This window comes from Rhodococcus sp. FW305-130 (assembly GCF_058788335.1).
In genome coordinates this window covers 244,226-268,643 of record NZ_JBYTAP010000001.1, presented here as the reverse complement: position 1 = coordinate 268,643, position 24,418 = coordinate 244,226, and the positions used below count along the sequence as shown (strand labels likewise).

General features: G+C 62.3%; 19 protein-coding genes. 12 read left to right on the top strand and 7 right to left on the bottom strand.

The annotated features are described in order from the left end of the window. Positions 1 to 3 precede the first annotated feature (3 nt). Both AC3WQS_RS01335 and AC3WQS_RS01330 read left to right on the top strand, forming a co-directional pair. Entirely contained in the window at positions 4 to 792 is a 789-nt protein-coding gene (locus AC3WQS_RS01335) for an SDR family NAD(P)-dependent oxidoreductase (protein WP_446695538.1), read from the top strand. Between the two features lie 51 nt (positions 793 to 843). Continuing rightward, on the top strand, positions 844 to 1,302 hold the full coding sequence (locus AC3WQS_RS01330; protein WP_047888948.1) for a nuclear transport factor 2 family protein: 459 nt from the start codon (positions 844 to 846) through the stop codon (positions 1,300 to 1,302). A gap of 1 nt (position 1,303) precedes the next feature. Here AC3WQS_RS01330 and AC3WQS_RS01325 read toward each other — a convergent pair whose 3' ends face one another. Continuing rightward, positions 1,304 to 2,098: an SDR family NAD(P)-dependent oxidoreductase gene (locus tag AC3WQS_RS01325; protein WP_031333800.1), complete on the bottom strand. Its 795-nt coding sequence runs from the start codon at positions 2,096 to 2,098 to the stop codon at positions 1,304 to 1,306. A gap of 214 nt (positions 2,099 to 2,312) precedes the next feature. Here AC3WQS_RS01325 and AC3WQS_RS01320 point away from each other — a divergent pair, with 214 nt between their 5' ends. Further along, positions 2,313 to 2,891, top strand: a complete 579-nt coding sequence (locus AC3WQS_RS01320; protein WP_046379305.1) for a GNAT family N-acetyltransferase — start codon at positions 2,313 to 2,315, stop codon at positions 2,889 to 2,891. Here AC3WQS_RS01320 and AC3WQS_RS01315 read toward each other — a convergent pair. The 6 genes from AC3WQS_RS01315 to AC3WQS_RS01290 all read right to left on the bottom strand — a co-directional run bounded on the left by AC3WQS_RS01315 (position 2,882) and on the right by AC3WQS_RS01290 (position 12,745). Next, positions 2,882 to 3,388: a ClbS/DfsB family four-helix bundle protein gene (locus AC3WQS_RS01315; RefSeq protein WP_019745339.1), complete on the bottom strand. Its 507-nt coding sequence runs from the start codon at positions 3,386 to 3,388 to the stop codon at positions 2,882 to 2,884. The two genes, AC3WQS_RS01320 and AC3WQS_RS01315, sit on opposite strands and share 10 nt — an antisense overlap. A gap of 87 nt (positions 3,389 to 3,475) precedes the next feature. Continuing rightward, the gene (locus AC3WQS_RS01310; protein WP_029256278.1) at positions 3,476 to 4,411 is read right to left on the bottom strand and encodes an alpha/beta fold hydrolase; all 936 of its coding nucleotides are present in this window, start codon (positions 4,409 to 4,411) and stop codon (positions 3,476 to 3,478) included. A gap of 32 nt (positions 4,412 to 4,443) precedes the next feature. Beyond that, positions 4,444 to 5,523: a dipeptidase gene (locus tag AC3WQS_RS01305; protein ID WP_020909170.1), complete on the bottom strand. Its 1,080-nt coding sequence runs from the start codon at positions 5,521 to 5,523 to the stop codon at positions 4,444 to 4,446. 98 nt (positions 5,524 to 5,621) lie between these two features. Beyond that, a complete protein-coding gene (locus AC3WQS_RS01300) occupies positions 5,622 to 7,016 on the bottom strand; it encodes a serine hydrolase domain-containing protein (RefSeq protein ID WP_029537034.1) in 1,395 nt (464 codons plus the stop codon). Between the two features lie 217 nt (positions 7,017 to 7,233). Continuing rightward, positions 7,234 to 7,989: a histidine utilization transcriptional repressor HutC gene (gene hutC, locus AC3WQS_RS01295; protein ID WP_492713059.1), complete on the bottom strand. Its 756-nt coding sequence runs from the start codon at positions 7,987 to 7,989 to the stop codon at positions 7,234 to 7,236. 109 nt (positions 7,990 to 8,098) lie between these two features. Next, complete coding sequence (locus AC3WQS_RS01290) at positions 8,099 to 12,745, bottom strand: NAD-glutamate dehydrogenase (RefSeq protein WP_492713042.1); 4,647 nt, start codon at positions 12,743 to 12,745, stop codon at positions 8,099 to 8,101. Positions 12,746 to 12,979: 234 nt separating this feature from the next. On the opposite strand from AC3WQS_RS01290, the gene AC3WQS_RS01285 reads away from it, so the two are divergent. The 9 genes from AC3WQS_RS01285 (at position 12,980) to hutU (ending at position 24,391) form a co-directional block, all read left to right on the top strand. Then, positions 12,980 to 14,149: an acyl-CoA dehydrogenase family protein gene (locus AC3WQS_RS01285; RefSeq protein ID WP_070795661.1), complete on the top strand. Its 1,170-nt coding sequence runs from the start codon at positions 12,980 to 12,982 to the stop codon at positions 14,147 to 14,149. Positions 14,150 to 14,160: 11 nt separating this feature from the next. Then, on the top strand, positions 14,161 to 15,303 hold the full coding sequence (locus AC3WQS_RS01280) for a CaiB/BaiF CoA transferase family protein (protein ID WP_092764119.1): 1,143 nt from the start codon (positions 14,161 to 14,163) through the stop codon (positions 15,301 to 15,303). A 37-nt stretch (positions 15,304 to 15,340) separates the two neighbouring features. Further along, a complete protein-coding gene (locus tag AC3WQS_RS01275; RefSeq protein WP_020909174.1) occupies positions 15,341 to 16,003 on the top strand; it encodes an IclR family transcriptional regulator in 663 nt (220 codons plus the stop codon). Positions 16,004 to 16,114: 111 nt separating this feature from the next. Further along, positions 16,115 to 16,906, top strand: coding sequence for an IclR family transcriptional regulator (locus AC3WQS_RS01270; protein WP_211918862.1), 792 nt, complete (start codon positions 16,115 to 16,117; stop codon positions 16,904 to 16,906). A 109-nt stretch (positions 16,907 to 17,015) separates the two neighbouring features. Then, a complete protein-coding gene (hutH, locus tag AC3WQS_RS01265; protein ID WP_492713040.1) occupies positions 17,016 to 18,584 on the top strand; it encodes a histidine ammonia-lyase in 1,569 nt (522 codons plus the stop codon). Further along, positions 18,581 to 19,654 (top strand): histidinol-phosphate transaminase, encoded by a 1,074-nt coding sequence (locus AC3WQS_RS01260; RefSeq protein ID WP_492713039.1) that lies wholly within the window; start codon positions 18,581 to 18,583, stop codon positions 19,652 to 19,654. The genes hutH and AC3WQS_RS01260 overlap by 4 nt, the downstream gene beginning before the upstream one ends. A 16-nt stretch (positions 19,655 to 19,670) precedes the next feature. Further along, a complete protein-coding gene (locus AC3WQS_RS01255) occupies positions 19,671 to 21,035 on the top strand; it encodes an FAD-binding oxidoreductase (RefSeq protein ID WP_492713038.1) in 1,365 nt (454 codons plus the stop codon). Positions 21,036 to 21,237: 202 nt separating this feature from the next. Continuing rightward, positions 21,238 to 22,674 carry a purine-cytosine permease family protein gene (locus tag AC3WQS_RS01250; RefSeq protein WP_492713037.1) on the top strand — a complete coding sequence of 479 codons (1,437 nt, stop codon included), beginning with the start codon at positions 21,238 to 21,240 and terminating at the stop codon, positions 22,672 to 22,674. 43 nt (positions 22,675 to 22,717) lie between these two features. Then, positions 22,718 to 24,391 carry a urocanate hydratase gene (gene hutU, locus AC3WQS_RS01245; RefSeq protein WP_019745352.1) on the top strand — a complete coding sequence of 558 codons (1,674 nt, stop codon included), beginning with the start codon at positions 22,718 to 22,720 and terminating at the stop codon, positions 24,389 to 24,391. Positions 24,392 to 24,418 lie beyond the last annotated feature (27 nt).

The window sequence follows — 24,418 nt, the reverse complement described above, 5'->3', positions numbered from 1 at the left end:
GTAATGATCGATCCCCAGTACTACGGCCCGTGGGCAGTCATCGCCGGCGGTTCCGAAGGTGTCGGCGCAGGGTTCGCCGACGAGCTCAGCAAGATCGGCATCAACCTCGTTCTCATCGCCCGCAAGCCGGGCCCGCTTGAGGAGACCGCGGCCAAGGCACGCGCCAACGGCGTCGAAGTACGCACTCTCGCACTGGATCTATTGGTTCCCGACGCGCTCGACCAGATCAAGGCTGTCACCGACGACGTCGAGGTCGGCCTGCTCATCTTCAACGCCGGCGCCAACAGCTACGGCCACGAGTTCGTGACCGGTGATCTGAAAGGATTCGCCGGAGTCATCGAGCTGAACATCAACAAGCAACTCGAACTCTCGCAACACTTCGGCGGTTTGATGAAGGATCGCGGACGAGGCGGCATCATGCTGCTCGGTTCGCTGGCCGGATTCATGGGCTCCGAGCACCAGAGCATCTACGCGGCCTCGAAAGCTTTCGGTCGCATCTTCGCCGAAAGCCTGTGGCTCGAACTTCAGCCGTACGGCGTTCACGTCGTCGAGTTCATTCTCGGTGTCACTCGCACGCCGGCCATGATTCGCGCGGGATTGAACTTCGACATCCCGGGCATGAACGTCGCAGAGCCCGAGGATGTTGCACGCGAAGGCCTCGAACACCTTGCCGACGGCCCGATCTGGGTTGCTGCAGGAAACTACGAAGGCGCCAAGAAGCGCAGCGGCTTCCCCCGAGACAAGATGGTCAAGGGCGCTGCCGAAGCGATGCGCAAGCTGCTGAACCGCTGACTTCTGCTGTGCGCCTTTATTAACCCCCCGACGTTAAGAAAGGCGCACAGCATGAGCGTCGACATCACCACTCTTCTCGACGAACGCGAGATCACCCGCTCCATTTTCGAGTTCGCCCGAGCCATGGATGCGCGGGACTGGGATGAACTCCACCGAATCATGACTCCGGACGCTACGGCAGAACTGGGAACCGGAACTCTTCGTGGACCTGCCGAGGTGGTGGCTTCCATCCGCTCGTTCCTCGACGAGTGCGGTCCCACCCAACATCTGATCGGCAACGTGCTGGTCGAAGTGGTCGGTGATATTGCCACCAGCCGCTCCTATGTCAGCGACATGCATGTGGGCACCGGGAGCAAAGCTCACCTGAACTTCTTCACCCTCGGCGACTACCACGATTCGTGGACCCGAATCGACGGAAGGTGGCGAATGACGCACCGCACCAAGCATTCACACGCCAGTCAGGGATCCATCGAGGTTCTGGGCGCCGGCCCCAGCGGTTGGCGGAGCTGACTCAGCTCAACATCGACGAACGGCTGGTCGCGAGTGGACTCTTGCTGGTGAGTCCACCGTCGACCACCAAGGTCTGCCCCGTCATGTAGCGAGATTCGTCCGACGCCAGGTAGAGCATGGCGTGTGCGATATCTTCGGGTTCACCGAGGTAGGGCAGCGCGTTTGCCTGCTTCATGCCGTCGATGACATCAGCGGGGATGTTGTCCACGAGTGCGGGTGTCATGATCGCGCCCGGTGCTACGGCGTTGCACCGAACTCCGTTTGCTCCGTACTGGACTGCTATGTACTGCGTCAGACGAATGACTGCCGCTTTGGCGGATCCGTAGGCAGACTGCAGGGAATCCCCGATCAATCCACCTACCGAGGCCGTGTTGACGATCGATCCTCCACCGGCACTGTTCATGTGCGGAATGGCAAGTCGTGAAGCGACGACAGTGCTGCGGACGTTGAGCGACATCACGCGATCCCACTCGTCCAGGTCCATCCGGAGCAGGTCGAGATCCTTGCGCGGATTACTACCGCCCACGTGATTGCACAAGACGTTGATGCCACCGAATTCGGCGACCGCTCTTTCGATCATCGCTGCCAGAGACTCCTCGTTCATGACATCGACGCCGAAACCCAGCGCAGTGCCGCCGGTCTCGCGTATCGCCGCCGCTGCTTCCTCCGCTCGAGCTGGATCGAGGTCGGCGACCAGCACCTTGGCGCCTTCTGCCGCCATGAGTTGTGCTGCTGCACGCCCGATTCCGCTGGCGGCGCCGGTGATCACTACATTTTTGCCTTCGAGCCTGTTCATATTCATTCCCTTCGCGGGGAATCGCCGTACCCGGATCTCATGTGCCCGAAATTGACAGCTCGGCGACTACCCGATCACTACCAGTGAACGCAGGATCGACAGCCGCGTCCAACTTTCTTGAATGAACTCACAAGTACGTGACCACGGCCCGCGCACCTGCTACACCGCCGAAATCGAGTGGCGACAGAAGACACCACTGTGCTGAAGTGGCACTATGCAGAATTCTGTTCGACCGCTGTCCATCGACGACCTCGACCGTGCCGCCGAGGTTCTCGGCGAGGCTTTTGCCGACTATCCCTGGACGAACTGGTGCGTCGCCGAAGACTCTCACGTGGAACGGGTCGCCGCTCTACAACGGATCTACCTCGAACACCTGGCACTACCGTTCGGACGTTCATACATCGATGATTCAGGCAACGGCGTCATCGCAGTCCTGCCGCCCGACGCCCCGCAGCCTGATGAAGCGACTGTCGAGAAGATCGTGGAACTGCACGGAGATCGGTTCGAGCGCGTTCTCCAGGCTGACGAACAACTGTCTACGCTTCCCGTCCCCGACAACGCGTGGTCGTTGGCAACGATCGGTACGACACCGCATTCGCAGGGCAGTGGATTGGGTTCTGCGCTACTGAAACATGCTTTGGCGGAACTGGATCGAACCGAACAGGCTTGCTGGCTCGACACGTCGACCGAACGAAATCTCCCGCTGTACCAACGGTTCGGTTTCACGATCGTCGGCCAGACCTCGCTCCCCGACGGACCGGATGTATGGCGGATGCATCGACTTCAGGGCTGATTGTTCGACTTCAGCACTCGCCGAATCATTTTCGACAACGACGCGTATTGGGTGATCGTGTTGACGGCGATCCACCTCGAGACCGGCCACGTCCGGGTCCACGAGAAAACCCCGACCGACAGCAGTTGATCGTCTTCGAGAGTTCCCACGTATCGACGCAGCGCTGCGACAGCCGCGCGCAAACGATCCCGAAGCTCTCGAACCGAGGTACCTGCACTCGCCTCGACCACCGACTGGTTCAGCGCGGGTGTTTGCGTCCACTTGTAACCCGCAGCCGGCGTCTGCGGTGTCTCGTCTCGCAGTCCGGCACCTATCCACTCTACGACGGCCTCTGCCCACCAGACACGCACAGCGAGTACGTCGTGCACCGTCCACGCATCGACGGCAACGGCGTCGAACGCATCGGCCTCGGCGACGCCGTCGAGTAACGCGTCGAGTTTCGAATACGCCGAGTCCAGCGCACTCGCCAGTTCCTCACGTGACAAGGTCTGTGCCACAACGCCTCCGAACGATCAGTAGAGAAAGAAGAAGCGGGACCATCTCGACTCGATGGCCCCGCATTCAACATTAACGTCCTACGGGTTTCAGTTCAGCTCGCCCAGGAACCTTTCGAGGTTCTCGGCGATCTCCTTCGACTTGGTGTGGTGTAGGTAGTGGTCTCCGTCCAGCAAGACCAATTCACCGTGATCGACCGATGCTGCCTGTTCTTCGTGCAGCTCTGTCCAACCCTGGACCTTGGAATTCTGTACAGCGAACAACAGAATCGGGAGATCGGCAGGGAACGTCTTGCCGATCGCCGCGGCGAAGTTGCTGGAAAGGTGATCCATTTCGTTCAGATACGTGTCGCTGAAGTTGTTCTTCGCGACCAGTCGGCTCATCTCTGCCTTCTCGGCTTCATCGAGGTAGGCATCGGTTTCCTCACTGCCACCGAGTTTCGCCAGAACGTCGGAGAAGCCCAATTTCTTTGCAACGCGGAAGACTTCGATCGGGAACTTGGTGTCCATGTTCGGCTGCCCCGGGACGCTGCTGTCGATGCCTACGAAAGCGGTGACCTCGTCGCCGTACTTCGCGGTGTAGTCCAAGGCATAAACACCTGTGATGGAGTGACCCATGAGGATGTATTCGTCAATCCCCAAGGCCTGCACAGCCTCGTGTATCTCTTCGACGATGTTCTCAGCCGTGCGGTCCTTGTCGGTTGCGTCGCTGTATCCGTAGCCGAAGGGCTCGATCGTGACAACGCGGTAGTCAGGTGCAAGCTCGTCGATGAGTGATTTGAAGTCGAGGATCGGTGCGGACGTTCCGAACCCGGGCAGCAGCACGATGGTCCGATCACCGCTGCCGCGAATCGAGTAGCTCATGTTCTTGCCGTCGACGGACACGAACTGGTTGCCCGTTTCCGCGGTCGGAACGTTCGCCTTGCTGGAGCCGACGTTGAATACGAGCGCTATCGATACCAGCACAACCAGAACTACGGACACCGAAGCAACCACCTTCAGTGCAACGGTACGAATCTTCTTCATTCTCATCCTCATCTTCTCGGGCGTCGATACGGCTAGGAAAGGCTCGATATCGAGGCCGCACTGGTCTCGTCGAGCACACGCAACACGTTGTTGCCCATCAGCTTTGCCAAGTCCTCCGCGGACCAACCTCGTTCTGCCAGACGGTCTATCAACACCGCGAAACCGGATACGTCCTGCATACCGTCCGGAAAGTCGTCGAATCCATCGTAGTCACTACCCAAACCGATGTGATCGATGCCCGCGACGTCTCGGGCATGCTCGACGTGATCGGCCAGATGGTCCACCGTCATCGCCGGCCGTGGGCCGACCCGCCCGCCTTTGAACCACTCGTTGTACTCGGAAGAAAGGAACATGGGCACAAAGGCGATCATGATGACCCCGCCGTTGTCCGCGAGCAGCCTCATGACGTCGTCGGGAACGTTGCGGGGGTGACCGCATAGCTGAGTGCAGGACGAATGGCTGAAGATCACCGGCGCCGACGACGTCTCGATGGCATCTCTCATCGTTTCCACCGAGACGTGCGACAGGTCGACGAGCACGCCGAGCCGGTTCATTTCGCGCACGATCTCGCGACCGAAGTCGGTCAGCCCGCCGTGTACTCGAGTGTCCGTCGCGGAGTCCGCCCACCCGGTGTTGTCGTTGTGCGTCAGAGTCATGTACCGAAGACCAAGGCGCGCCATCATTCTCAGGACGCCGAGCGAACTGCCGATGCTGTGACCGCCCTCCGCACCCAACAATGACGCGACCTTGCCCTCGCTCCAGATGCGACGCACGTCGTCACCGGTGCGCGCGAATTCGAAAGTATCCGGGTACCGCTCGATCATCCGGTACACGTAGTCGATCTGCTCGAGTGTGTACTGAACAGCCTCGGCCTCCGTCCTGTCACACGGGGTGTAAACCGACCAGAACTGCGCACCGACGCCACCGCGACCGAGTTTGTCGATGTCGGTTTGGAATATGGAATCCTTCTCCAGATTTTCCACCGAGTATGCGGCAGTTTCGCGAGCCGTCCATGCCAGATCGTTGTGACCGTCGATGACCGGCGCAAGGCCGTAAGCATCCAGTGCCGCTGGGTGATTCACGTCCGGAAAAGGAGCGAGAGGTTTCAACATGAGTTTTCCTCGAGAAAGTAGTGCGGGCAGGTCGAGGGCCCTCATCGCCCTCGACCTGCCCGAGATTTCATTCAGCGGAGAGAATCATCTCGCCGCGGCTAGTCGGAAATCTTCTTGAAAAGCCGTGTCATGTACAGATATTCCTCGCCATCGATCGTGAGGTGAGCCATCTCGCCAGAAGCGCTCTCGTTACTGATCGAGAACCGGGAAGCAGACAGAGGCACGACCTTGGTGGGCGGGGCCGGCGGCTCGCCGTCGATCTCGACCTTGGCGAAGTTCTGAACCTGGAATCCGCCGTCGTCGCCACGCGTGAGTTCGATTCGAACGGTTGTCGATTCATAGGTCCCGAGAATGTGCGACAGATCGATGTCTGCTGCATCCGGTTCGGACTTCGGCTCCGGCAGAACGAGATCGAGTTCCTGAGCGATCTCCTTCTCGATGTCGTGAGCCAGGGCGCCGCCACCACGCGAGTTGGTGACAACTGCCATGGCCAGGCCGAGCTCGGGGAAGGTGTGAAAACGAGTGATCTGGCCGATCGTCGCACCACCGTGCTGCGCGGACGTCACACCGCCCCAGTCGGACAGGATCCAGCCGAGCCCCCAGGCCTGATCGACGCTCGAAACCGCAGTCAGGTCGAACTGTGGGGTGCGCATCAGACGGGCGGATTCTTCGGACAGAATGCGTTCACCCGTCAACGCGAGGCCGTCACGCATGTGTGCAGCGCCGAAGGTCAGAAGCGAGCTGACGGATCCGGTGATGATCCCGGCCGGACCGATACCGCGAGGAAGCAGCCACTGCTTGGTCGGAACCACCTTGTCCGGCGACGTCCGATCCGGGTTCGCCACATGACCGACGGCGGTGCGGAACAGCGGGGCATCCTTGGCCTTGGTGATGATGTGCGTCAATCCGAGTGGCTTCCAGAGGTATTCGACCAACGCCTCGTCCCACGTCATCTCACGAAGAACCTCGACGATACGGCCGGCAACGGCGAAACCTGCATTGCTGTAACTCAGATGCCCGCCGGGCTCGGTGACGCTGATCGCGGTTGCGAGTTCGTCGACGTACTTCTCGACGCAGTCGTCGCCGTCGCCGGTGTCGTTGAACAGGTCTCCGTCGATACCGCTTGTGTGCGTGAGCAACTGGCGGATCGTGATTTCCTTCGTGTTGGAAGGATCCGCGATCGTGAACTCCGGAAGCACCTCCACCACCAGGGTGTCCAGCGTCAGCTTGCCCTCGTCGACGAGCTGCATGATCAGAGTCGTCGTCCAGATCTTGCTCGCGGATCCGTACTGGAACAGGGTGTCGGCGTCGACGTCGACACGCGTGTTCAGGCTCGTCACTCCGGTGGTGATGACACGGATATCCGCTGCACCGTCTTCGCCCAGCGCGATCACACCGACCTGCGCGCCAGGTACCGAATGCTTGGCTGCCAGTTCGTCGAGGCGTTCCTGCCACTTCGGGGCGACAAGTAGGTCCTTGGGCAAGTCGGTCACAGGTCGAACTCCTTCGATCATGGAAGCCAGTGGCGTAGACAGCGTTGCTGCGATCCGCTCAGGTCTCACTCGTCGGGAAGTGAGGTTGCGGAAGCAATAACCGTCCACCCATGATCTCAGTGTGCTCGCAGTCACGTCCTGGTCGATTGCACCGAACTCGACCCCGAAAATGGTGCGATCGGACGAGCCTGCGTTCAGGACTCGCCACTCGAAACGATCAGCGCTCGAAGGTTCCTTCCAAGCGATTGCGTGAACCGGGGTGGATCAAGCGCGCCGCACTGACCAACCCGTTGGCCGACCAGGTGCGGCGGCGAATCAGCAGACACGGTTCCCCTCGATCGATGCTGAGCAGCTCGCATTCGTCCGGGCTACCTAACACTGCTTCCACGACATGCTCGCCGCGAACCAGAGGCGCAACGTCACTCAAGTAGTTGTTGGGGGTGATCGCGGTGAAGTCCTGGCGCAGATAGTCGGGCGCCTCGTTCGGATTCACGAACCGGTCTTCCACCTGAATCGGGGTTTCGTCCTCGAAGTGCACCATCAGCGAATGGAACACCCGTTTGCCCACCGATTCACGAAGGAACGTCTGCCCGTGGTCGGTTTCTTCCTCACGAACGAAGACGACCTCGGTTCGATGACGGTGGCCGCGGCGCTGAATCTCGTCGGCGATGTTCTTTACTTCGAACAGCGGGGACGCGGTCTTCGTGGCGGCGACAAAAGTACCGACCCCCATCATCCGCACGATCAGACCGTCGCTGGTGAGTTCACGAAGCGCTCGGTTGATCGTCATACGTGACAACCCAAGTGCACTGACCAGTTGATTTTCCGAAGGCAGCTGATCGCCTTCGGTCCACCGACCCGAATTGATCTGCGAGACCACGAGGTTCTTCACCCGTTCGTAGGCAGGGGCGGACTCGCCGCCTGCCTCGTTGAACAGCACGGCGAGTTCTGCGTCCACTTCAGCAATCGCCATCGCCACCACCCGTTCGTCGAAAACCACCGAGTCGGTTCTCCCGTTCGGCCTTCGAAGTCTATCCGGCTCGCGCACCTTTCCGATCAATCCGCGGGCGTCCGCGCCGGGCCTAGCCCACCATGCGCCGCAATTGGCTCGTCGCAACCGAAAGCGCAGCAAGATCGTGTTGCCCCGATGCCTCGATCTCGGCGAGCGCGAGAGTCGACCTCTCGATTCTCGACGCATTCCTTTCTTCCCACCTGGAGAGTTTTTCCGCTGTCGAGTCACCCGCTTCCGCGTCGGCCAAGACGTCGAGGGTCAAGGCCCGCACCGTCGAGTACAACTCGTCCCGCAGCGACAACCTCGCCAATGCGTTCCATTTTCCGTCCTTGCTCAATGCCGACACTCGATTGAGCATCGGGACGAGCCCAACATGCTCACCGAGCCGGAAGTAGAGTTCACCGGTCTCCGAGATTGCGCGATCGGCGAGGTCAGCGATCTCCACCACATCGAGCAGTCCGAACTGATCGAGCAATATCTCCACTCGCCTGACCAGGTTCTCCGGCGCGCCCTTGTCCGTGATGAGGACCGTTCGCGCAGCCAGGTTCCGCTGATCTGCGCCTACCAGCCAGTCATCGAGCTCGGTCGACGCCTCCGCGATGCGATCACCGAATCTACTGATCTCGGCCCCGACGGCCAGCGGTTGCGGCCGACGCGTCAGCATCCACCGTGACGCCCGGTCGAGCAGTCGCCTGGTGAGCAGGATCAACTCGTCGGATACGGCGGTCGAGATCGAGGCTTTGCTGATGTCGTGCCACAACTTCCACAGTCCGAACACCTCGGAAACCACGGTGAAGGCACGTACCGCGTCTTCCGGATCAGCGCCGACCTCTTCACCGAGCCGATACGCATAGGTGATGCCGCCCCGATCGATGACGTTGTTCGTCAGCACGGTCGCGACGATCTCGCGCCGCAGTGGGTGCCGGTCGAGGGCGTCGCCCCCTGCATCTCGAACGCCCTCCGGAAAGTAGTTCACCAGCGCCTTGCGGTAGATCTGGTTGTCGATCGAGCTTCCCGCCAACAGCGTGGACTTCAGATCGAGTTTGACGTGGGCCATCAGTGTGGCGAGTTCCGGCGACGTCAGCCCCGTTCCCGTCTTCTCGGCCGCGGCGAACTGCTTCTTGGTCGGAAACCCTTCGATGACGCGGTCGACGATTCCGCGAGATTCGAGGTTCGAAATCACTCTGCCGTGCACGCCGATCATTGCCCCCGCATCCGCACGCGTGGTGCCCATCAGTTCGTTCTGTGAACGGTTGTCTGCAAGAACGAGTTCGGCGACCTGATCGGTCAACGATTCGAGCAGTGCGTCGCGATGTGAGTCCGCGACGACGCCTGAGCTGATCAGGGAGTCGAGAAGGATCTTGATGTTCACCTCGTGATCGGAGCAATCGACTCCCGCGGAATTGTCGAGGGCGTCTGTATTGATCCGTCCGCCGATACGCGCGTATTCGATTCGTCCTGCTTGGGTGAGGCCGAGGTTGCCTCCTTCACCGATCACACGTGCACGCACTTCGTTGCCGTTCACCCGAACCGCGTCATTACTCTTGTCGCCGACTTCGAGGTCGGACTCACCGGAGGCCTTGACGTACGTTCCGATGCCGCCGTTCCACAAGAGATCTGCCGGGGACCGCAGAATCGCCCGAACCAGTTGCGGTGGAGTCAGTTCGGTGACGTCGGCGTCGAGACCCAGTGCCTGTCGCATCTCGTCACTGATCGGAACGCGCTTCGCCGAGCGTTCCCACACTCCGCCACCCGCACTGATCAAGGTCGGGTCGTAGTCGGCCCACGACGATCGTGGGAGCGAGAAGAGACGTGATCGCTCGTCGTACGAGCGCTCAGGTGACGGGTTCGGGTCGACGAACACGTGCCGATGATCGAACGCCGCGATGAGACGAATGTGCTTGCTGCACAACATACCGTTGCCGAAGACGTCACCACTCATGTCTCCGATCCCCACCGCGGTGAAGTCGTCGTGCTGGGTATCGACGCCGAATTCCCGGAAGTGCCGCTTGACACTCTCCCAGGCGCCCTTCGCCGTGATACCCATGGCTTTGTGGTCGTAGCCGACCGATCCGCCGGATGCGAAGGCGTCGCCGAGCCAGAATCCGTACTGCGCGGCAACGTCGTTCGCGATGTCGGAAAACTTTGCAGTGCCCTTGTCCGCGGCGACAACAAGATAAGTGTCGTCCCCGTCGTGGCGAACGACCCTTCGCGCCGCGACAACGGCGCCGCTCTGTTTGTCGACGTTGTCGGTCAGATCGAGTAGTCCGCGAATGAAGGATCGGTAGCACTCGATCCCGGCCGCCAACGTGGCTTCTCGGTCCGCGTCTACACCCTGTCCTGGAACCGGCGGGCGTTTGACGACAAATCCGCCCTTCGCACCGACAGGCACGATGACCGCGTTCTTGACTGCCTGCGCCTTCACCAATCCCAGGACCTCGGTGCGGAAGTCCTCTTTCCGATCCGACCAGCGCAAGCCGCCGCGGGCAACCGTACCGAAGCGAAGGTGCACACCTGCTACATCGGGTGAGTACACGAATATCTCGAACTTCGGTCGAGGGAAGGGCAGTACGGACAGCTTCTCCGAATCGAACTTCAACGAGAGTGCGCCGAGCGATTCGGTGCCATAGACGAAGTAGTTGGTACGCAACGTGTTACGGACCAGTTCGGACAACGCGCGCAGGATCCGATCGGCGTCGAGTCCTTGCACTTGTGCCACGGCTGTTTCCACCTCCGCTGCTGCACGCGCACCTCGATCTCCGTCTACGACGTCGGGATCGAAACGGCTCTCGAACAATTCGCACAGACCGGCGGCGATCTCGGGATGATCGGCAAGTACCTCGGCGACGCGACTGGTGCTGTACGGAAATCCTGCTTGCTGCAAGAACTCCGCGTATGCCCGCAGCACCACTACTTGTTTCCAACCGAGTCCGGCGATCGCGACAAGTTCGTTGAACGAGTCCGGCTCGGCGGAGCCGTTTCGAACCGCGGCAAACGTCGCCGCGAACCGCGTGGCAAAGTTGTCGAAGCCTTCGACCGGCGCACTCGGATAGTCGAGCGTGAACTCGTAGATCCAGGACTGTTCCGAGCCTGCCGAGACGAGCTCGTACGGACGCTCGTCGACCACGTCGACCCCCAGGCTCTGCAATACGGGCAGCACCTCGCCCAGCGAGAGCGGGTCACCCGATACGTACAGCCCGAGTCGGTGAGTACCGGGTCCGTCGACAGATCGGGCCAACCGTGGGCTCACCTCTCCGAGTTCGAGGCCGTCGAATACCGCCATGTCCTCGGCGGCTCGGACGGCGTCGAAATCCTGCTTGTACGCCACCGGAACTCGCTCGGCGAACTGAGCACGCCTGCGCTGCTCGTCGTAGTGCGAAGCATCCAGAACGAAACGCTCGTCCCACGTCAGGCACGCGTCGACGACGAGATCCCGAATCTCCCGCGCTTGTCGCGCCGATGCAAAGTTCGCGCCGCCGCCGACTGTGGCCGTGAAATGCACGACGGCCAAGGGAGATTCCGATACTCGGCTGGAGAACTCGATGGTGCGGGCACCGATCGCCTCGGCGAGTACCGACTCGGCCGTTGTTCTGATCGTCGTACTGAATTTCTCGCGCGGAACGAAGAGCAAAGCCGACAGCTCCTGGTCTTGCCCCGTCGTCGGAGAGCATCCCACGGGTTGCAGGAACAGATGGAACGACGTGCGGCCGTCCACAGAAGTGAGTTCGTCCAGTGCGTCCGCAATTCGGGCCGGGTCGGCGGCAAAGAGGACTGTGATCGGAATCGACTGAATCACCGCCAGCATCGATTGTCCGACAAACGAATCCACGGTGGATCCGGAGGCGTCGAAGATGTCTGCGACGCGCCCTCGCACGAGCGGGGTCCGCCTGACGTCTGCGACAAGTCCGGTCGAGGTGAAGGACCCGATGAATCGGTATTCACGGTCACCGACTGACACGTCGATCTCTGTGGCGTATGCGGATCCACCGAACCCTTGCCCGAGGTACACCACTCCGATCGCGAGGGGCACCGCCTTCGAATCCGAAGAGCCGGTTGGATCGGGGAGCACGCCGAGGGTGTACGGCTCGTGCCTGTCGATTTTTCGCGCACCGCCGACGACACTGAAGTTTCCGGCACTGCACCACTGGAGGAAGTCAGCTTCTTCGGCGTGACCGCCCGAGGCCAGTTGCCCGCGCGCCTCGTCGACGAGATCCCGCAGGGGCGAGGTATCGCGGAAGGCACGCGCGATACGGTCGAGGATTCCGGCGACGTCATCAGCGATCACCTGCGCCTGCGCGTCCGAACAATGTGCGGGTAGTCCTATGTGGATCCATGATTCGGCACGCTCCCCGACCCGGGTGTCTTCAGTGCTGTGCGCCGGTTGCACGACTGTGCGAAGCACTGGGTGCACCACGAATTCCGGCTCCATGCGCGCGCGGGCAAGTGTCGCCAGAACCGCTTCGACGAGCTGCGGCATGTCGTCGCCGACGTATTGAATTGCCGGCCCGTCCCCCAGCTCCCCGGCCGGCGCGAGTCTCGAGATCGACGAGTTGTGTCCCCGTCGGCGCGAAAGATCCATGTGCGCGGCGACCATCGCAAGCTTGCGGTCTTCGGCGAGCGCCGCGTATCGATCAGCCGACAAGCCCTCGAAATACCTACTGCACACCCTCCTCACATTCTCGGAGTCCGGTGTCGTGTCGACTGAAACGAGGTTCATGTCAGCACCTTCCGCCGAAAGCCACGCTGCTTCCGACTTGTAGTGGGTTCGATCCGCGATCAACTTGTCTATACAGGTTTAGACAAGTTGATCATTGCAGAACGTGAGCCGCGACACAACAGCTCCACCCCTGGACAAATTCGCCACCCTCAGCCATAGTCAGTCGCGCCAACTAGTGGCAATTAGATTCCATTAGATGAAATTCGTGAACTACCTCGCTTCGAAGGAGCCCCCGTGACCACCCAGACCGCGCACGACATCGACAGCGTTGATCTCGCTGAGTTCCGCAGCACCGTCCGAGCCTTCGCCAACGCCGAGATCCAACCCGGAGCAGCCGCACGCGACGAATCCAAAGAGTTCCCGGCGCAGCTGGTCAAGCGCCTCGGACAGCAGGACCTCATGGGCATTTCCGTGCCGGAGGAATTCGGCGGTCTGGGCCTGTCGACACGAACCCAACTGGTCGCCATCGAAGAAGTTGCACGCACCGACGCCGCACTGGCATCGATTTACACCGCGCACTACCTGGGCCTCGAGCCGATTCTCGTCGGCGGTTCCGAAGAGCAGAAGCACCGCTGGTTGCCCCAGATCGCGTCGGGCGAACTGCTGGCCGGATTTGCACTCACCGAACCCGACGCCGGCTCCGACATCGCCTCGATGCGTACCGTCGCTCGACGCGAGGACGACGGCTGGCATCTCTCCGGATCCAAGACGTACATCTCCAACGCGAAGGAAGCCGACCTGGTCGTGCTCTTCGCCAAGACGGACCCGAGCGCAGGATTCCGCGGCATCACCGCCTTCGTCGTCCCCAAGGGCACTCCGGGAATCAGTTACTCGGAGCCGCAGGACAAGATGGGAATTCGTTCGGCTCCGACATATACCGTCTACCTCGACGACGTCGTGCTGCCGCTCGACTCGGTGATCGGCACCGAAGGTCGCGGCGGCAACATCGCCTTGACCGCACTGAACCGTGCGCGCATCGACGTGGCGGCAATGGCGAACGGCATCGCTTTGCGCGCTTGGGAACTGGGACGTGAGTACGCCACCGAGCGAAAGCAGTTCGGCACGCCGATCTTCGACTTCCAGGCAATTCAGCTACTCCTCGGTGGCTGCGACGCGCAACTGGTCGCATCACGCGTCACCGCAGACTGGGCCGCCGACGTCAAGGACGCCGGTCAGGACATCCGCCGCGCCGCATCGATTTCGAAGTACGTCGCCACCGAGGCCTGCTTCTCGATCGTCGATCAAACCGTGCAGATCCACGGTGGCGCGGGATTCATGCGCGAATCGGAAATCGAACGCCTGTACCGCGATTGCCGCATTCTCCGCATCTTCGAGGGCACCTCGCAGATCCAATTGCTCACCATTGCCGGCAACGCTCCGTCGCCGCGTTCCACCGATTTCTGAAAGGCACGGACATGTCTGCACTTCCACCACTCGACGGCATCCGGGTCATCGACCTCTCGCGCGTCCTCGCCGGACCCTACTGCACCGCACTGCTTTCCGACGCCGGTGCGGACGTCGTCAAGATCGAATCCGAACACGGTGAAGACTCGAGGCACCTCGGCCCGTTCCGCGACGGCGAGAGCATCTACTTCAACGTGCTCAATCGTGGCAAGCGTTCGGTGGCACTCAACCTCAAGAATGACGAGGACCGTGAGGCGCTGCTGACGCTCATCGAGACCGCCGACGTCGTCGTCGAAAACTTTCGCCCTGGCGTCACCAAGCGCCTGGGAATCGACTACGAGGCCGCGCGGGCTCGCAATCCGCGGATCGTGTACGCGTCGATCTCCGGTTTCGGCCAGGACGGACCCATGTCCGGCGCCGCCGCCTACGACCTTGTAGTCCAGGCTCTTTCGGGAATCATGAGCATCACCGGTTCGGAGGAATCAGGGCCGACACGGTTGGGTGAGTCGTTCGGAGACCTGGTCGCCGGGCTGTTCGCCGCCTGGGGAATCAGTACCGCCCTGCTGAGTGCACGGGCGACCGGACTCGGGCAGCACCTTGACGTCGCGATGTTCGACAGCATGCTCGCCATGCTGCCGACAGCACACAGCCAACTGCAATCCACCGGGCTCACTCCCCCACGCGTCGGTAACCGTCATCCGGTGTCGACACCATTCGACACCTATCGGGCCGACGACGGACTCTTTGTCCTCGCGGTTGCGAGCCAATCCGGCTTCGAGAAATTGGCGCAGACGATGAATCGCATCGACCTGATCGCAGATCCTCGATTTGCCGACGACACCGCCCGGACCGAGAACGAGCCGGCACTGCGCAAGGAGATCGAAAACTGGGCTGCCGGAAAGACCGTCGCCGACGTGGTCGGCATTCTCGGCGACGCGGGCCTCGCCGGCTCGGAGATCTGGGACGTCCAGCAGGCACTCACCTCCGCACAGGCCGAGTATCGCGGAGTCGTCGAATCGTTCGAGCACCCGGTAGCAGGAAAGATCTCCTACGTACGACAACCCGTCGTGTTCGGTGAGAGCCGACGCCCCGATGTCCGCCGCAGTCCCCTGCTGGACGAGCACCACGGTGAGGTACTGCCGGGCTCGCGATAGATTCAGCGCAGACATCCCTCGGCACTTGGAGTAGGACATGGCCCCCGGCGACGTGACCCGCAGCGCGAATCGCACGTTCGAACTTCTCGGTGCGATCGTCGAGCACGGCGGATTGACGCTCGGCGACGCCGCCAAGGCAACCGATCTGGCAACCAGTACCGCCCTTCGCCTGATCAGAAGCCTCGAACAAACCGAGTTCGTCGTTCGCGGCGAGGACAACGTCTATCGCGTCGGCCCGCGGCTACTGCAGATCGGAGCTCGCGCTCTCGGTGACAATCAACTGTTGCCGAGAGCCCGGCCCGCGATGAAGGCCATCGCCGAAACCACGAGGGAATCGACCTACCTGTCGACGATGGGACCGAAAGACACTGCGCTGTATCTCGATCAGATCGAGGGCACGCACGCGATCCGCCACATGGGGTGGGTGGGACAGAGCGTTCCCCTGGACGGCACCGCCGTCGGCGCAGCGTTGAGCGGCAAGGTAGGCGAGAGCGGGTACGCCATTGCGCACGACACCATCGAGGATCACTCGACCGGAGTTGCCGCGCCGATCTACAACGCAGTCGGTCAGATAGCCGGAGCGCTCAGCGTCGTCGGCCCGACATTCCGTCTGACGGACGAGGTCTGCGCCAGCCACGGTCGCGTCTTGGTGGAGCACTGCGCACGGTTGTCCGCGGAACTCGGCAGCCAGGCACCCTGAGCACTTGGCGATTCAGTCTCGTATCCGAGCGCTTGGCGATTCAGTCTCGTATCCGAGACAATGTGGTTCCCCGCTCCGGATTTCCTACCTACTCGTAAGGACACACCCCACATGACGACGAGTCGCGTGAAATCTGCTGAGCGCGTGCTCGACGTGCTCGATCTCCTGGCCCGCCGGGGTGTGCCGCTGGCGACGGCCGAAATCTCGAGCGCCCTCGAGCTGCCGAAGAGTACGACGCATCACCTCCTCAATGTCATGCGGGATCGACGGTTCGTCTCGTACTGGGCTGATCAACGCGCCTGGACCCTGGGCGTCTCGGCGTTCGAAGTCGGTGCGTCGTACATGCGCTCAGGCCCACTTCACCGTGAGGGCCAACGATTCATGCTGGCACTCACTCAGTCGACGGATGAGACGTCCCATCTGGCGGTACTACAGGGGTCTGACGTCATCTACCTCGACAAACGTGAACCACTGAAGCCGGGCGTGCGATTGGTGACCGAAATCGGGACTCGCCTTCCAGCGCATCTCACCGCAGTCGGGCGCGCGATTCTGAGCCGTCTGGACGTGGAACAGATCAGCGCGCTCTACGAGGGATACACCTGGCCGACGCGGACCGGAACGGGACCGTCGACGCTCGCCGAACTGCGAGAACTGCTCGCCGCAGCACGTGAGAGCGGATATGCGGTCGAAGAGAATGCGACGACATCCGGGATCAATTGCATCGCCAGCCCCGTGATCACGCGGGACGGTCGTCCGGTCGCAGCTCTCGGCGTCACCTTCCTCTCCGGCTCCAAATCGGCCGAGGAGAGTGCCCTGATCGCCGACCGAGTGCGCGCCGTCAGCGCCGAGTTCTCCGCCGATCTCGGAGATCGAATGGTGGAGACCCCGCCCGCAGACATTTAGCCAATTTCTCCGTTCCGTACTTTGCGGGCCTTGTTTTCGTCTCATATTCAAGACTAGAGTCTCGTATACAAGACTTGCTGGAACACCGCCGCATCATCATTGGAGTCCCATGAACGCCACCCCTGCCACCCATACAGCCACCCGAACCATTGAGGTCGGAATCGGCGCTGTCACCATCGCCGACGTCGTCGACGTCGCGCGCAACGGTTACGGCGTCGCATTGACCGCGGAATCACTGGCCGCGATCGCCGAAAGTCGTGCACGCATCGAGGCCCTGGCCGCAGATCCCACGCCGGTCTACGGGGTTTCCACCGGATTCGGCGCACTTGCCACCCGGCACATTCCGGCGCATCTGCGGACGCAGTTGCAGCGCAGCCTGATCCGCTCACACGCGGCAGGATCGGGACCGGAAGTCGAACGCGAAGTGATCCGGGCCTTGATGCTTCTGCGCCTGTCGACGCTCGCCACCGGAAGGACCGGAGTGCGCCCCGTGGTCGCACAGGCGTACGCCGACCTACTCACCGCAGGCATCACCCCGGTGGTGCACGAATACGGCAGCCTCGGATGCTCGGGAGATCTGGCACCACTGGCCCATGTGGCGATGGCAATCATCGGCGAAGGTTCCGTCCGCACCGCAGACGGTGAACTCACCGATGCGGCAACGGCATTGGCTGCCCACGGCCTCGAACCGGTGGTTCTGGCCGAGAAAGAAGGCCTCGCACTGATCAACGGTACCGACGGGATGCTCGGCCAACTGGCCCTTGCGATCACCGATCTCGATCATCTGCTCAAGTTGGCCGACATCGCTGCCGCCATGAGCGTCGAGGGCTTGCTCGGCACCGATCAGGTGTTCGCCGCGGACCTCCAAGCGCTTCGCCCCCACCCCGGCCAGGGCGCGGCCGCATCGAACATGGTGCGTCTGCTTGCCGATTCTCCGATCGTCGCCAGCCATGCGGGCCCTGACTGCACCAGGGTTCAAGACGCGTACTCACTGCGGTGCGCACCGCAGGTCGCCGGCGGCGCACGCGACACCGTCGATCACGCCCGCCTCGTCGCCGGGCGCGAATTGGCCAGTGCTGTCGACAATCCCGTTGTCACCCTCGACGGACGGGTTCGATCCAACGGCAACTTCCACGGAGCTCCCGTGGCTTACGTCTTGGACTTCCTCGCCATCGTGACCGCGGATGTCGCGGGTATCAGCGAACGCCGAACCGACCGCTTCCTCGATGTTGCGCGCAACCACGGTCTGACTCCCTTCCTTGCCGACGACCCCGGAGTCGACAGCGGACTGATGATCGCGCAGTACACACAAGCTGCCGTCGTGTCCGAACTCAAGCGACTCGCGAGCCCCGCCAGCGTCGATTCGATTCCCTCCTCGGCCATGCAGGAAGATCACGTCTCCATGGGATGGTCGGGTGCACGTAAGCTCCGCCGGTCCATCGACGGTCTCACCCGAGTTCTCGCGATCGAGATACTCACTGCAGCACGAGGAATCGATTTGCGATCCCCACTCGAGCCCTCACCAGCCACCGGAGCCGTCCTTCGGACCCTGCGCGAGAAGGTGCAGGGGCCGGGCACCGATCGCTTCCTGTCCCCCGAGATCGAGGCCGCGGTGGACTTGGCGGCATCCGGTGCACTCGTTGCGGCCGCGGAGAACGCGATCGGCGCCCTGGCATGAGCGCGCCCGGAGCGCTGCGGCCTCGCCCCCGACCCGAAATCGAAGCACTCCCTCGATACTCCAAAGCCGCCGGCCTCGAGCAGGTTCGGTGGCGGGCGTCGAGCAACGAGTCGACGGTTGCACCCTCGGCGGCAATTCTCGCGGCCGTCAATCTCGCGGCCTCACACTCGCACTTGTATCCGTCGCTGTTCGGCGACACGCTGATCGCCCGGTTGAGCGACCGCCTGGGCGTCGGCGACGACCAGGTATTGGTCGGCGCCGGGTCGTTGGCACTGCTCCAGCAGGTATTGACCGCATACACGGGCCCGGGCACCGAAGTCGTCTACCCGTGGCGCAGCTACGAGGCGTACCCGATTCTGATCGGAATCGCCGGGGCGAGCGGTGTACCCGTCGCACTCGATTCCGAACATCGGCACGATCTGAGTGCAATGGCGGCAGCCGTGACTCCGCAGACCCGCGCGGTACTCGTCTGCAACCCCAACAATCCGACCGGAAGCGAGTTCTCGACCGCCGAGTTCATCTCGTTCGCCCGCTCGATCCCGGGTGACGTCCTCATCCTTCTGGACGAGGCTTACCGGGAGTTCGCGACCGGCGATGTCGACGGCGTCGACCTGCTTCGAGCCTTTCCCAACATCGTCGTATTCCGAACCTTCTCCAAGGCTTACGGATTGGCCGGCCTTCGTGCCGGCTATGCCGTCACCAATCCGGCGATCGCAGCGGATCTTTCCAGCGCGGCACCGCCCTTCGGGCTCAGCGCCGTTGCCGAGGCCGCGGCCTGCGCAGCGCTGACCGATCCGGCGCACACCGATTCGATAGTCGAAACGGTAACCGCGGGTCGCGCTCACCTACGTGAGCAACTCGCTGTGCGCGGCGTCGAGTCCGTCCCCAGCGGAGCGAACTTCGTCTGGATCCCTCTCGGCGAGAGAGCTTCTGCACTAGAAGCGGCTTGCGTCGCCCAGGGTGTCTCGGTCCGGATGTTCCCCCGCGAGGGGGTGCGGGTCACCGTCGGCGAGCGGGCCGCAGAAGACGCCGTGATCGCCGCTGTGGATGCTCTCGCACAAAACCTTTGACCGACTGGAGAAAAGAATGTCCGTCCACGAACTCGCTCGGTCGATCGGTTCGAGTCGCCTGATCACCGACCCGGCGGTAATGGACTCGTACCGTCGCGACGAGGCCCATCTCGCCGAACCCGGCCATCCGGCAGCCGTCATGCTCGCTGAAACTGCGGCCGACATTTCCGAGGCTCTGAAATGGGCTACTGCTCAACGTGTCCCGGTGGTAACCCGCGGTGCGGGGACCGGTTTGGCGGGTGGCGGGGCAGCCGTCGATGGCTGCCTGGTCATCTCGACCACTCGCATGCGCTCGATTCTCGAGGTCAATCCGGACGATCAGCTCGCTGTCGTGGAAGCCGGGGTGATCAACGCTGACATCAGTCGAGCAGCAGACGAGTACGGGCTGATGTACGCCCCCGATCCGAGCAGCTTCGAGATCTCCACGATCGGCGGAAACATCGCCACCAACGCCGGTGGGCTGCGTTGCGTGAAGTACGGCGTCACCCGCGATTCAGTCCTGGGTCTCGAGGTTGTGCTCGCCGACGGTCGGATCGTGCGGACAGGCCGAAGGACCGTCAAAGGTGTTGCGGGATACGACTTGACCAGTCTTCTCGTCGGTTCGGAAGGAACACTCGGAGTCGTCACGAGTGCCACGCTCAAGTTGCAGCCCAAGCCCAAGAGAGCACCTGTCACCGTCGTCGGCAGTTTCGATTCTCTCCACTCCGCAGCGGAGGCGGTTGCCGCGGTCGTTCGCGACGGGATCGGGCCGAGCCTGCTGGAGCTGATCGATCGAGCAACCCTTCGCGCAGTCGACGACTGGAAACGAATCGGGTTGGAAGACAACACCGCCGCGATGCTGATCGCACAGGCCGATGGGGTCGACGCCGACGCAGCAGCCGCGGCGATGCAGAAGCACTTCGAGCAGGCCGGCGCCGATTTTGTCGCCGTCTCACAGGACGCAGCAGAAGCCGCACAGCTACTCGAGATTCGCCGACTCGCCTATCCTGCATCCGAACGACTCGGGCAATGTCTGGTGGAAGACGTCGGGGTCCCGCGGTCGAAACTGCCCGACATGCTCGAAAGTATCGACCGGGCTGCCGCCGAGCACTCGGTCAAGATCATGACCGTCGCGCACGCGGGTGACGGCAACGTCCATCCGACCTTCGTCTTCGACCGCACAGCCGACGGCTCGGTCCCCGAAGCCGTGTGGACCGCCGCGGACGAGGTCTTCCGGCGTGCTCTCGAACTCGGCGGAACTCTGACCGGAGAGCACGGCGTCGGCGTTCTGAAGCGTCGCTGGCTCTCTCTCGAGCTCGGTGAGGACAGCATGCAACTGCACCGATCGATCAAGGCCGCGTTCGATCCACTCGGAATCCTCAACCCTGGTAAGGGTTTCTGATTCTCGAGCGGTGTTACACAGCATTTACGCGAAATCGGGTTTCAGGTATTGACGCCTGTATATACAGGCATATACATTTATCCGCAGTGACAGTGACCCAGCGCACAGAGCACCAGGCGCAAAGCACCAAGCACGAAGAAGGTGGGCAATACCCCGACGTCGATTCCGTCGCTCGACGGGCTCGCAGCAGAAAGACAGGCCTATGACTCACGATGGACCGGCCGAGGTCATCCTCACTCCGGAACGACGCACTATCGACGTCGTCCCGGATGCAGAACGACACGGCACCCCGCGCAGCCAGTTCACTCTCTGGTTCGGCGCCAACATGCAGATCACGGCAATCGTCGACGGTGCTCTCGCCGTCGTATTCGGCGCGGACGCCATCTGGGCAATCGTCGGACTTCTGATCGGCAACATCTTCGGTGGCGCTGTCATGGCGCTTCACTCCGCACAGGGCCCGCGCATGGGCCTCCCCCAGATGATCTCGAGTCGCGCCCAGTTCGGCGTCAAGGGAGCCGTCGTACCGCTAGTTCTCGTCATCCTGATGTACCTCGGCTTCGCTGCCACCGGCACCGTGTTGGCCGGCCAAGCCGTCAACAAGATCCTGCACATCGACAGCCCCACCGTCGGCATCGTCGTCTTCGGTCTCCTCACCGCATTCGTCGCGGTCACCGGCTACAAGCTGATCCACATCGTCGGCAGGATCGCCACCGTCGTGGGCATCGTCGGATTCTCCTACCTGGCCGTTCGACTGTTCCTCGAGTACGACGTCGCCTCGTACGTCGGTATCAAGGGCTTCGACATCGTCACCTTCCTGCTCGCGATCTCGCTGGGCGCCGGTTGGCAGCTCACGTTCGGCCCGTACGTCGCCGACTACTCGCGTTACCTGCCGCGCAGCACCTCCGAGAGAACTACCTTCTGGTCGACGTTCCTCGGTAGCGTCATCGGATCACAGTGGTCCATGACCTTCGGCGCCCTCGTCGCGGCCTGCGCCGGCGACGCGTTCCTGGGTAACCAGGTCGGCTTCATGGGAGATCTGGCCGGACCCGCTGCCATCGCCTTCCTGATCTACTTCGTCATCCTGGTCGGCAAGCTGACGGTGAACGTGCTCAACGCGTACGGCGGATTCATGTCGATCCTGACCACCGTCACAGCCTTCAACGGCCAGTCGCGAATCTCGAGCACCGCCCGTACCCTCTACATTCTCGGATTCACCGCCGTCTCGGTGTTGATCGCGATCGCCGCCAGCGCCGACTTCCTGGACAACTTCAAGAACTTCGTCCTGGTGTTGCTGATGGTGTTCACGCCGTGGAGTGCGATCAATCTGATCGACTACTACCTGATCTCCAAGGAGCGCATCGACATTCCGGCGCTCTACGACGTCAACGGTCGATACGGAGCATGGAACTTCACCGCATTGGCTTGCTACGCCGCCGGCGTTCTCGCCCAGATCCCGTTCCTCGCCCAGAAGATGTACACCGGCCCCGTCACGGACATGCTCGGCGGCGCCGACATCTCCTGGATCGTCGGCATCGTGTTCACCGGGCTGATCTATTACCCGCTCGCCAAACGCACCAGCAATCCACCTTCGTCGATGATCTACCCCGATCACACCGCGATGACCGACTCTCGCGTCTGATCCCCCAACATCTTTCGAACTTCAGTTAAGCAAGGAGAACACCATGGAAATCAGCACCCCCGGCCACGAGCCGCGCCCCGTCCGTGCTCCCCGCGGCCCCGAGCTCACGACGCTCGGTTGGCAGCAGGAGGGCGCCCTGCGCATGCTCATGAACAACCTCGACCCCGATGTTGCCGAGCACCCGGACAGCCTCGTCGTCTACGGCGGAACCGGTCGCGCAGCACGTAGTTGGGCGGCATTCGACGCCATGGTCGCCACACTGAAGACGCTGAAGAACGACGAGACCATGCTGGTGCAGTCCGGCAAGCCGGTCGGTGTCTTCCGCACCAACGAGTGGGCACCGCGAGTGCTGATCGCCAACTCCAACCTCGTCGGTGACTGGGCGAACTGGGAAGAGTTCCGCCGCCTCGAAGACCTCGGCCTGACCATGTACGGCCAGATGACCGCAGGCTCTTGGATCTACATCGGCACCCAGGGAATCCTGCAGGGCACCTACGAGACCTTCGGCGCCATTGCGAAGAAGCGCTACAACGGATCGCTCGCCGGAACGATCACGCTCACTGCAGGTCTCGGCGGAATGGGCGGCGCCCAGCCTCTCGCCGTCACCATGAACGACGGCGTCGCGATCTGCGTCGACTGCGACATCACCCGCATCGACCGTCGTATCGCCCACAAGTACCTCGACACCAAGGCCGACAGCATCGAGCACGCGCTCGAACTGGCGACAGCGGCACGCGACGCCAAGAAGCCGCTCTCCATCGGCCTCGAAGGCAATGCGGCAGAGATCTTCCCGGCGCTGCTGGAGATGAAGGCCCCCATCGACATCGTGACCGACCAGACCTCGGCGCACGATCCCCTCGCCTACCTGCCGATCGGGATCGACTTCCCCGACATGAAGATCATGTCGGAGAAGGATCCGCAGAAGTTCACCGAAGATTCCCGCAACGCGATGGCCGCGCACGTCAAGGCCATGGTCGGATTCATGGACGCCGGCGCCGAGGTGTTCGACTACGGCAACTCCATCCGTGACGAGGCCCGCAAGGCCGGCTACGACCGCGCTTTCGACTTCCCAGGATTCGTTCCGGCCTACATCCGCCCGCTCTTCGAAGAAGGTCTCGGCCCCTTCCGCTGGGCAGCTCTCTCCGGTGATCCCAAGGACATCGAGGCCACCGACAAGGCCATCCTCGAACTCTTCCCCGAGAACGAGCACCTGCGTCGCTGGATCACCATGGCAGGCGAAAAGGTTGCCTTCGAGGGCCTTCCGGCCCGCATCTGCTGGCTCGGATACGGTGAGCGCCACCTCGCGGGCCTCAAGTTCAACGAGATGGTCGCCTCGGGCGAACTGTCCGCGCCGATCGCCATCGGCCGCGATCACCTCGACTCGGGATCGGTCGCCTCGCCGTACCGCGAAACCGAATCGATGATCGACGGGTCCGACGCGATCGCCGACTGGCCGCTGCTCAACGCCCTGGTCAACACCGCGTCCGGCGCTTCGTGGGTTTCACTTCACCAAGGCGGCGGCGTCGGTATGGGACGCTCCATCCACGCGGGACAGGTGTGCATCGCCGACGGCACCGAACTCGCAGCCAAGAAGCTCGAAGCGGTTCTCACCAACGATCCCGGGATGGGCGTCATCCGGCATGCGGATGCGGGATACGACCACGCCATCGACACGGCGGCCACGCGCGGCGTCCGTATCCCGATGACCGAGAACTGAAACAGCTCCACCACCTCACACTGAGTT